10 protein-coding genes are annotated in these 9,687 nt (G+C 48.0%); 7 read left to right on the top strand and 3 right to left on the bottom strand.

Going from position 1 to position 9,687, the window contains the following annotated elements; translation table 11 throughout:
• The first annotated feature begins 297 nt into the window (after positions 1 to 297).
• Genes DWW03_RS16105 through DWW03_RS16090 form a run of 4 tightly spaced genes read left to right on the top strand, consistent with a single transcriptional unit; the run spans position 298 to position 2,500 of the window.
• The gene (locus tag DWW03_RS16105) at positions 298 to 1,059 is read left to right on the top strand and encodes a ParA family protein (RefSeq protein ID WP_019149527.1); all 762 of its coding nucleotides are present in this window, start codon (positions 298 to 300) and stop codon (positions 1,057 to 1,059) included.
• Positions 1,060 to 1,061: 2 nt separating this feature from the next.
• Positions 1,062 to 1,508 carry a DUF3408 domain-containing protein gene (locus DWW03_RS16100; protein WP_019149528.1) on the top strand — a complete coding sequence of 149 codons (447 nt, stop codon included), beginning with the start codon at positions 1,062 to 1,064 and terminating at the stop codon, positions 1,506 to 1,508.
• Between the two features lies 1 nt (position 1,509).
• The gene (locus DWW03_RS16095) at positions 1,510 to 1,941 is read left to right on the top strand and encodes a DUF3408 domain-containing protein (protein ID WP_227901035.1); all 432 of its coding nucleotides are present in this window, start codon (positions 1,510 to 1,512) and stop codon (positions 1,939 to 1,941) included.
• A gap of 13 nt (positions 1,942 to 1,954) precedes the next feature.
• Complete coding sequence (locus DWW03_RS16090) at positions 1,955 to 2,500, top strand: DUF3408 domain-containing protein (protein WP_118407046.1); 546 nt, start codon at positions 1,955 to 1,957, stop codon at positions 2,498 to 2,500.
• Between the two features lie 92 nt (positions 2,501 to 2,592).
• Here DWW03_RS16090 and DWW03_RS16085 read toward each other — a convergent pair whose 3' ends face one another.
• Positions 2,593 to 2,868 (bottom strand): tyrosine-type recombinase/integrase, encoded by a 276-nt coding sequence (locus DWW03_RS16085; protein WP_310592086.1) that lies wholly within the window; start codon positions 2,866 to 2,868, stop codon positions 2,593 to 2,595.
• A gap of 206 nt (positions 2,869 to 3,074) precedes the next feature.
• On the opposite strand from DWW03_RS16085, the gene DWW03_RS16080 reads away from it, so the two are divergent.
• Together DWW03_RS16080 and DWW03_RS16075 are read left to right on the top strand one after the other, a co-directional pair.
• Positions 3,075 to 4,304, top strand: coding sequence for a site-specific integrase (locus DWW03_RS16080; protein WP_011203099.1), 1,230 nt, complete (start codon positions 3,075 to 3,077; stop codon positions 4,302 to 4,304).
• Between the two features lie 19 nt (positions 4,305 to 4,323).
• Positions 4,324 to 5,535 carry a site-specific integrase gene (locus DWW03_RS16075; protein WP_004311260.1) on the top strand — a complete coding sequence of 404 codons (1,212 nt, stop codon included), beginning with the start codon at positions 4,324 to 4,326 and terminating at the stop codon, positions 5,533 to 5,535.
• A 64-nt stretch (positions 5,536 to 5,599) separates the two neighbouring features.
• Here DWW03_RS16075 and DWW03_RS16070 read toward each other — a convergent pair whose 3' ends face one another.
• Together DWW03_RS16070 and DWW03_RS16065 are read right to left on the bottom strand one after the other, a co-directional pair.
• On the bottom strand, positions 5,600 to 5,893 hold the full coding sequence (locus DWW03_RS16070) for a helix-turn-helix domain-containing protein (RefSeq protein ID WP_004311261.1): 294 nt from the start codon (positions 5,891 to 5,893) through the stop codon (positions 5,600 to 5,602).
• Positions 5,894 to 5,905: 12 nt separating this feature from the next.
• Complete coding sequence (locus tag DWW03_RS16065; RefSeq protein ID WP_083810220.1) at positions 5,906 to 6,109, bottom strand: helix-turn-helix domain-containing protein; 204 nt, start codon at positions 6,107 to 6,109, stop codon at positions 5,906 to 5,908.
• 661 nt (positions 6,110 to 6,770) lie between these two features.
• Here DWW03_RS16065 and DWW03_RS16050 point away from each other — a divergent pair.
• A partial coding sequence (locus DWW03_RS16050) for an Eco57I restriction-modification methylase domain-containing protein (RefSeq protein WP_147344335.1) occupies positions 6,771 to 9,687 on the top strand: 2,917 nt, incomplete at its 3' end.

Genomic DNA, 9,687 nt, shown 5'->3' with positions numbered 1-9,687 from the left:
GTTTGCTGCATAAGATTTACTCTTTTTTGTAAACCTTTTTCAGGACGGGACAGAATAAAAGAAAGCGTTTGTGAGCCATGAAATCGAATCATCCTGTTGGGATATCGTGTCGGCGCGATGGCGATTGTTCCGAGACGAAATTCGTTGTTAAAATCGCTCTTTCTCTTTTTCGGAAGAAAAGATATTCATAAACTCTGAATCTCTGAAAGAGTGCATCTCTGAATGCAGCAAAAATGCAAAATTCGATAGAATGACTATCCCCAAACGCGAGTTGTCGAATCTTTTAAACTCTGTATTATGAACATCACCCCTGCAAGCATTGCCGTCTGCAATCAGAAAGGCGGCGTTGGAAAATCAACCTTCACGGTACTGCTCGCCAGTTACCTGCATTACATCGTCGGGCACGACGTGTTGGTCGTGGACTGCGACTATCCCCAATGGTCGATCCATGCCCAACGGGAGCGGGAACTATCGCTCATCGAGCATGACGATTATCACAAGCTGTTGCTGATACGTCAATTCAAAGCCACGGGCCGCAAGCTCTGGCCGCTGCTGAAATGCATGCCGCTCGAAGCCCCCGATGAAGTCGGGCGGCTACTGCAAAACGGCTACAATCCCCGCATCATTCTCTACGACTTACCGGGAACGGTCAATGCCGAAGGCGTCATTCGGCTCCTCGCGTCGTTGGACGCTGTCTTCGTGCCCCTGAAAGCCGACAAGGTCGTCATGGAAAGTGCGCTCTCCTTTGCCCGGAGCCTCACTACTAACCTTGCCCGGAATCCGGCCCTCACTTTACAGAGCGTCTATCTTTTCTGGACGATGATAGATCGTCGTGAACGCACGCCGCTTTACGACCAATACGAGGCCGTTATCCGTAAGCTCGGGCTGTCGCTTATGACAACTCACATTCCTTACCGCTCGAAGTTCAACAAGGAGCTGCTTCCGGACAATGCAGGAGTCGGCCGCTCGACGCTGCTGGCGCCGGAACGGACTTTTGCCCGTGAAGCACGGATCGAGACCCTCGCAACGGAAATTCTCACGCTTCTTAACATCCGCTGACAATGGCTAAAAAAACCAAAGTCGAAGTAGACGAAGGTCTTGTAAGACAGGTGATCGCAGGACAGCTGCCCCTCACGACGAAAGTTACACGCGAGATAGAAGATCCTGCGCAGCAAGAGCCGCAGGCAGAACCGGATGTCGCTGCCCGGGATTCCGGAGAAGAAACACAAGATAGTCCTGCTCCGGCACCGGAGCCCCGGCGGCGACGGACAATGGTCATTCCGGATTTCGAGCAGACCTATATGACTCGCCATGATATACACGTCCGCTCGGCCTTATATGTAAGTATCGACACCAAGCGAAAGGTATTGGATGTAGTTAAGAAAATCGGCAGCGAATATATGACTGCCACGTCCTATGTCGAGAATATCGTGCGGCAGCATCTCGAACTATACAAAGACGACATCAATAGAATTTATAAACAGAAAAGCACCAAAAACCTTATCTGAAATGAAAAAGAACTGTTTTGCGCGTATGCACCCGTCACTCAAGACAGCGTCCGTTCCCGACGCTCCTGCATCCGTTGTCGCCGCACCTGAAGATTCCTCAAATCCCGATTCCCAGTCTTCCGAAACGGTCGTATCCGAAAGGCAGGATGTGAAGCCGGAGAGTGCTCACGTACCGGACATACGACGGCGACGTTCGATGACATTGCCCGACTGCAAAAAAACATTTCTTGTCCGGGTGGATTACGACCTCCGCGCCTCGCTCTATGTCAGTGCCCCTACGAAACGGAAAATCCTTGAAGTCCTGAAAAAAATCGGCGGCGAGCGACTGACCGCGACATCTTATGTAGATAATATCCTGCGGCACCATCTCGAAATATTCCGCGACGAGATCAATCGCATACATCAAGAACAGAATTACCATAACATCATCTAAAACTTTTTCAATCATGTTGAACGACTATTTATCCGACCTGCACTTTTGGGAGACGCTGGGTCTTATTATGTTCGGATCGATACTCCTTTGGAGTATTTTTTCCGGGATTAGTTCCTTGATACAGCATTGGCGGCGCCCGGAGCGTCCCGATGCCCCGGCACCTCTTCCGGCCGATGACCGTGAGGATTTCATCCGGGATCGAAAGCGGGAAGAGCCCAATAAACGGGAAATGCCGCTTCCGAATCCCTTCCTACCTCTGCGGTCTGATGACGACATCGTCATCGGCGACTTCGACCGAATGTTCCTGCAGCCAAGAAGCATTCGTGCCCGCTCGGCTCTTTATGTCAGCAGCGAAACCAAACGTAAAGTATTGGAGGTCGTCCGTAAGGTCGGCGATGAGCATACGACCGCGACTGAACATCAGAACCGGATCGTCAGGAGCCGCAGAAAGCCGCCTATTCCGACGGTAGCGTTCAGCAAAATGCCGGAGATGGAAATACGCAAGGCTCGCCCCTCGGGCGATTCGCATGGCCTTGCGTATTTCCATCTCCGGCGATAAATTCCCTGCCGGCGGGAAAACTTACATCGAAAATTACCCTGCCATCGACGAAGCAAGATCGGAAATCGAATTAGCTGTAAGATCGTAGGCCATTACTGTGCGACCTTGAAGACGCTGCTGAGTTTCTCGCTTAATGCCGCCATATCTTGCCCGATCTTGTCATTGGTGATTTTGGCGTAGATTTGGGTCGTGGTGATCCGTTTATGTCCCAGCATCTTGCTGACCGTTTCCAGAGGTACGCCCTGCGTAAGCGTGACCGTTGTGGCAAAGGTATGCCGCGCTGTATAAGTAATATTTAGAAATGCAATAAAAAACAGAATGACGATAATTAAACGTAAAACGTTTATAATTAAGCATTTTGCGAGAATTGCAGAACAGACAGACCTGCAAAAGAAAACAAAATATTGCGACGTTTCAGTTACCAGACTGTTAGCCGCCTGTTTCGGAAACGACGGCAGGTAACCGAATTTTTACCGATAAGAACAAAGCGGATTTGTATTCACTGTTTCTCAATGTTTTGCATGCCAAAGGACGCTTTTCAAAGGAGTATTTTTACAACCTAAAAAAGAGCGTTATGAAAGTGGAAAAATTCAAGGTGCTGCTCTACCTGAAAAAGAGCGAGCCGGACAAGACCGGCAAAGCCCCGATCATGGGACGGATCACCCTCAACCGCACGATGGCGCAGTTCAGCTGCAAGCTCTCCTGCACCCCCGGGCTGTGGAACGCGCGTGAGAGCCGGCTGAACGGCAAGAGCCGGGAAGCGGTGGAGACCAATGAAAAAATAGAAAGACTGCTGCTTGCCGTACACTCGGCCTTCAATTCCCTCATGGAAAGAAAAAGGGATTTTGATGCCGCCGCGGTCAGGGACATGTTCCAGGGCAATGCGGGCATGCAGATGACCCTGCTCAAACTTCTCGACCGGCATAACGGGGAAATGAAGGCCCGTGTCGGTGTGGACCGTGCGCCCACCACACTCTCGACCTACCTCTTCACCTACCGCACGCTTTCCGAATTCATCAAGGCGAAATTCAAGGTTCCGGACCTTGTCTTCGGGCAGCTCAACGAGCAGTTCATCCGCGACTATCAGGATTTCATCCTTCTGGAAAAGGGATATGCCGTGGACACGCTTCGCGGCTACCTGGCCATCTTGAAAAAGATCTGCCGCATCGCCTACAAGGAGGGCCACTCGGAGAAATACCATTTCTGCCACTTCAAGCTGCCCAAGCAGAAGGAGACAACACCGAAAGCACTCAGCCGTGAGAATCTCGAGAAGCTGCGTGATCTGGAGATACCGGAAAAACGCAGGTCACATGTCATCACCCGGGACCTCTTCCTCTTCGCCTGTTACACCGGCACCGCCTATGCCGATGCGGTAAGCATCACCCGGAAGAACCTCTTCCGGGATGACGAGGGCAGCCTCTGGCTGAAATACCAGCGAAAGAAAACCGACTACCTCGGACGTGTCAAGCTGCTTCCGGAAGCCGTCGCGTTGATTGAGAAATACCGGGACGATACCCGCGAAACTCTTTTCCCGCCGCAGGACTACCACACGCTCAGGGCCAATATGAAATCCCTGCGCCTGATGGCAGGGCTGAGCCAGGACCTTGTCTACCACATGGGACGGCATTCTTTCGCCTCGCTGGTCACGCTCGAGGAGGGAGTGCCGATAGAGACCATCTGCAAAATGCTGGGACACTCCAACATAAAGACCACCCAGATATACGCGCGCGTAACCCCGAAGAAGCTGTTCGAGGACATGGACAGGTTCGTCGAGGCAACCCGCGATTTGAAACTTATCCTTTAATCCCTAAACAATCATTATCATGCGCAGTACATTCAAGCTCTTATTCTACATCAACCGTAACAAGGTGAAATCGGACGGCACGACCGCCGTCCTCTGCCGGATCAGCATCGACGGAAAGAAATCGGCAGTCACGACAGGCGTCTATTGCAAACCCGGGGACTGGGACAGCAAGAAGTGTGAAATCAAAACAGCCAGGGAGAACAACCGCCTTGCCGCCTTCCGCAGCCGGTTGGAAGAGGCGTACGGGAACCTGTTGAGGAACCAGGGAGTGGTCACGGCCGAACTGCTCAAGACCACCGTGTCAGGCGCCAATTCCGTACCGGAATACCTCCTGCAGGCCGGAGAGGTGGAACGCGAACGGCTCAGGGTCCGCTCCAAGGAGATCAACTCCACTTCCACCTACCGCCAGTCAAAGACCACCCAGCTCAACCTCAGGCAGTTCATCGAATCCCGCGGGATGAAGGACATCGCCTTTTCGGACATCACCGAGGAGTTCGCCGAATCGTTCAAGGTCTTTCTCAAGAAGGAGCTGGGACACAGGAACGGACACGTGAACCACTGCCTGTGCTGGCTCAACCGGCTCATCTACATCGCCGTGGACCGGGAAATACTAAGAGCCAATCCGATAGAGGACGTGGCATACGAGAGGAAAGAAACACCTAAACTAAGGCATATCAGCCGCAGTGAACTGAAGCGGATGATGGAAACCCCGCTGCCCGACCCGATGATGGAGCTGGCACGCAGGACGTTCATCTTCTCCTCGCTGACCGGTCTGGCCTACGCGGATACGAGGGCTCTCCATCCCCGTCACATCGGAACGACTTCGGAAGGAAGAAGGTATATCCGCATCCGCCGCGCCAAAACGGACGTGGAGGCGTTCATCCCGCTGCATCCCATAGCCGGACAGATACTGGAGCTTTACAACACCACGGATGACGACAGGCCGGTATTCCCGCTGCCGGTCCGCGACGTCCTCTGGTATGAGGTACATGGAATGGGCGTGGCATTAGGCATGAAAGAGAACCTGTCCTACCACATGGCCCGGCATTCGTTCGGGACCCTGACACTGACCGCAGGTATTCCGATAGAGAGCATCGCCAGGATGATGGGCCATACGAACATCGACAGCACGCAGGTCTACGCCCAGGTCACCGACCGGAAGATATCCTCGGACATGAACCGGCTGATGGAAAGAAGAAAGCCCGCGGCCGGCAAGGAAGCCGCAGGCTAAATAAAAACTGCCGCCGGAATCGTAAATGCAATTCCGGCGACAATCCTTAAACTTAAATACGATATTATACCAATGCAGGGTGATAGTTCTCCTCCAGCAGCCTCTCGATGTCCGACTGCCTGTACAGGATCTTCCCGCCAAGCTGGATATAGGGAATCCGTCCTTGGTCCCTGTAATCCTGCAGGCACCTGCGGCTGATCTTCAACATCCCGGAAAGCTCCCTGTCGGTCAGGAACCGTTCCCCGTTGAAGGGAGGACGGTTGTCACGGGCAAGACGTTCCACTTTTTTCTCCATGTCGTCCAGCAGGGCAAAGAACCTGCGGACACGTTCGTTCTCCTTGTCGATAATGCCTTCCATCTCTTCCGCTCTTTAAAGGTTTCCGTTCTTCCTTCTTTCTCTCACCTCCTTCTCCTTGCGTCTGATGCCGACGTAGGCCATCAGCTTCTCCACATCCCCGGGCTTGTAATAGAACTTGCGCTGGAGGCGGGTGAACGCCAGCCGTCCGGTATCGCGGAGAGTCTGCAGGGTACGCGGCGAGATGTCAAGGCGCAGGCAGACATCCTGGCCGTCCAGTCACTCTCCGGGTTCCTTACAGCGGTTTCTCTCATACAATCTGTCCACACGTGCGGACAGGTTCTCGGCGCGCGCCAGCATCCTCTCAAGGACACCGGCCTCGATGTAGCATATTTCCATATTTTCAACTCGTTTAAATATCAGTGCGAATATAAGGGAAGAAACCATGAGAGGCAAGCACGACCGGCACACTGGCAGGAATAGTCATGGATAGTCGGTTTTTGTCATATGGGAAGGAAAAAGAAAGCCGAAGCAGGTCTGGATCCACTACCCCCTTTGGGTATGTGAAAGGAACGTTGTGGTGAAAGAAAAAACTCCTTTTCACACATGGATGAGGCAATGCCGGAAGTCCGGCAATAAAAAATGTGGCTTCTCTATCCGGGTAAATGCCATGATTACAGACTTCTTCCTGTTCCTATACCATCAGGTCGGTTACCTTCAGGTTAACAACTTATCCAACCTGTGATAGATCCGGATGTGAAAAGATTACTTTGGCTGGCTATTACAATATAATAAGTAGAATCATGTCAAATCTACTGCTGCTATTGTTTGTTGATAATGGCTGGCAGTAGAACAAACTTTCGTTAAACCAATACGTTCATTCTTTATTATCAAGTTTTTAGACTACCTTTGTATTTTATTAACTCATTTACCAAACATTATGGGACTACTCAAACCGAATCAAGTTTTGAACAAAGCATATAGACAGGTTGCGATTGAAACAACAGATTTTGACTTATTCAAAAATGCCCTTCGCACATTGAGAGACAATATTGTGGATGGGCAAAGAGAACACACGCAAAAAGAACATTTACGTAATTTTCTGAGTGAAACGTTCTACAAGCCATACTACATGGCTCCCGAAGAAGATATTGATTTGGCTATCCGATTGGATAAAACTATCAAGTCCAATATAGGGTTATTGATTGAAGTAAAGAGTACCACCAACAAAGGTGAGATGATTTCTAATGACAATCTTAATCGTAAGGCTTTGCAGGAATTATTGCTATACTATCTTAAAGAACGTGTCAATAAGAAGAACAATGATATTAAATATCTCATCGCTACTAATATTCATGAATTCTTTATTTTTGATGCCCATGAGTTTGAACGCAAATTCTATCAGAACAAACAATTACGTCGTGAGTTTCAAGACTTTGTGGATGGACGCAAAACCAGTAACAAAACCGATTTCTTCTATACTGAAATTGCAACAACCTATATTGAGGAGGTGAAAGATAGCCTTGAATACACTTACTTCAACTTACAAGACTATCAACACCTGCTTGATAGAACAGACGGTAGCGCTTCACGCAAACTTATCGAACTTTATAAGATATTCAGCGATACACATCTTTTGAAGCTATCGTTCCAAAATGACAGCAATTCGCTCAACCGTGGATTCTACACTGAGCTGCTACACATTATTGGTATTGAGGAACGCAAAGAGAATAATAAAACCGTGATTGTACGCAAAGCTGTGGAACGGCGTGACGAGGCTTCATTACTAGAGAATACTATTAACCAACTGGATGCAGAAGATTGTTTGCGTCACATAAATGGTAGTTTGTATGGGAATGATTATGAGGAACGGTTATTCAATGTTGCAATGGAATTGTGTATTACTTGGATGAATCGTATCCTTTTCTTGAAACTGTTGGAGGCTCAGATGTTGAAATACCACAATGGAGATGCAATCTATAAATTTCTTTCAATAACTAAGATTCATGACTATGATGATCTCAACACACTCTTTTTCCAAGTGCTTGCACGTGACATGGGCAGCCGCACACACTCCATTATGCGTGATTTTGCTTACGTTCCCTATCTTAACAGTTCTCTTTTCGAGGTGACAGATTTGGAAAGTAAAACAATTAAGATAAACAGCCTTTCACAACGTACGGTACTTCCTGTCTTGGCGAGTAGCGTATTACGAAATAAAAAACGCAATCTACAAGTCAACGCATTACCCACCCTGCAATATTTGTTTGCTTTTCTCGACGCTTATAACTTTGCGAGCGAAGGCAGTGAAGAAGTGCAAGAAGAGGCTAAAACACTCATCAATGCTTCTGTTTTAGGGCTTATATTCGAGAAAATAAATGGTCACAAGGATGGTTCAGTATTCACTCCAGGCTTTATCACTATGTTCATGTGCCGTGAAGCAATCACCAAGACCGTGTTGCAAAAGTTTAATGGTTATTATGGCTGGAATTGTACCACCCGTATAGAACTATACAACCATATTGACAATATAGTCGAAGCTAATGAACTAATTAACAGTTTGCGACTGTGTGATCCAGCTGTTGGTTCGGGTCACTTTCTTGTGTCTGCTCTCAATGAACTGATACTCTTGAAATACGAATTAGGTATTTTGGTAGATGCTACCGGTAAGCGTATCCGCAAAGCGGACTATCAACTTGCCATTGAAAATGACGAGCTGATTGTTACCGATACCGAAGGTAATTTATTTGCTTACAACCCACTCAATGCGGAAAGTCGCCGCATGCAGGAAACTCTTTTCAAGGAGAAGCGTCAAATCATTGAGAACTGTTTATTTGGCGTTGATATTAACCCCAACTCTGTGAAGATTTGCCGCCTACGACTGTGGATTGAATTGTTGAAGAATGCTTACTATACGGCTGAAAGTAATTACACTTATTTAGAAACCTTACCAAATATCGACATTAACATCAAATGTGGAAATTCTTTGCTTCACCGATTCGCTTTGACAGACAGTATTCAGACCGTACTGCGAGAGTCTAGTATCAGCATCAGCCAATATAAGGAGGCTGTAGCTAAATATAAAAATGCCCAAAGTAAAAGCGAAAAGCAGGATTTGGAAACGTTTATAACAGAAATCAAGTCGAAACTGAAAACAGAGATCAACCGCCGGGATGCACGATTGGTTAGATTGAACAAACGCCGCTCTGAGTTGGCAAACTTACAAGCGCCTCAACTGTTTGAACCGACAAAAAAGGAAAAGAAAGCGTCGGACAAGCGCATTGCCGATTTAAAGAAAGAAATTGCGACTTTAGAAAATATATTTGAGGAAATACGCTCCAACAAAATTTATCTTGGTGCATTCGAATGGCGTATAGAGTTTCCAGAAGTACTCGATGCCGAAGGCAACTTCTTGGGATTTGACTGTATCATTGGCAATCCACCTTACATTCAGTTACAATCTATGGGTAAGAGTGCCGATGTATTAGAATGCATGGGTTACATAACTTATGCACGCACTGGTGATATTTACTGCCTCTTCTATGAGTTGGGTATGAACCTGCTTACTCCCAATGGTTTTCTTTGCTATATCACGTCTAATAAATGGATGCGTGCAGGGTATGGTGAAGCCTTGCGAGGTTATTTCGCAAGCAAGACCAATCCTATTATGTTGGTAGATTTTGCAGGTATAAAAATATTCGATGCAATAACGGTAGAAGCAAATATTCTTTTATCTCAAAAAGCAGCAAATATTTTTAACACACAAGCTTGTTTGGTACAAGATTCGAATGGCTTGAATAATTTGAGCGATTTCGTGCAGCAACAAGGCGTGAAGTGTAACTTTGCAGATTCTATCC

This window comes from Alistipes sp. AF14-19 (assembly GCF_003461645.1).
GTDB lineage: Bacteria > Bacteroidota > Bacteroidia > Bacteroidales > Rikenellaceae > Alistipes > Alistipes shahii.
Note: the sequence above shows the minus strand (reverse complement) of the source record. Positions and strands in the feature narration are given on the sequence as shown.